Source organism: Bradyrhizobium sp. IC4060 (genome assembly GCF_020193715.1).
Lineage (GTDB): Bacteria > Pseudomonadota > Alphaproteobacteria > Rhizobiales > Xanthobacteraceae > Bradyrhizobium > Bradyrhizobium yuanmingense.
Genome location: NZ_JADYVJ010000067.1, coordinates 1 through 520, shown reverse-complemented (window position 1 = coordinate 520; position 520 = coordinate 1). Strand labels below are relative to the sequence as shown.

1 pseudogene is annotated in these 520 nt (G+C 49.6%); it reads right to left on the bottom strand.

Annotated features, from left to right (window positions below):
- Window positions 1-199: pseudogene (locus tag I6F16_RS37505) on the bottom strand (hypothetical protein); the annotation flags it as partial.
- Window positions 200-520 lie beyond the last annotated feature (321 nt).

Genomic DNA, 520 nt, shown 5'->3' with positions numbered 1-520 from the left:
GGCCCATAATTTTTGCAAAATCTGTGCCTCCGCCGTATTGAATTAAAACGGTATCTCCTTGCTTTGGTTTACCGGAGACATCGACTACGGTGTAACCAGTTTCTGTCTGAACGAGCCTAGTATTTGGGCCGGTACCGCAGAGTTTATCGACGGTCAGTCGTACTTCTACATAGTCTGCTGCTGGCGACGGAAATCCCACGTTATAGCCCTCCGTTCGGGTTGTATAACTGGAACGTGCGCTCATCGCCTTCCTGCGTTGAGACATCCCGGAATGTCGTCACATAGTGCTCTATCCACTGGTTAGCCTGCCGTGGCGACCAGTGCCAGTTATATCTCTCCAGTTCCTGCAGAAATCGCCTGGTGGTGAGGATGCGCTTTCCGTTAGGCAGGATATCTATTGCCTTACGGCAGGCCGTCTCGATTTCGTATAAACGCGGCATACTTCCCCCTGTCAAACTTACTGTATATAAATACAGTAAATGCATGTGTGCAGCAGATCAATATTGGCAGGGGCTATCAA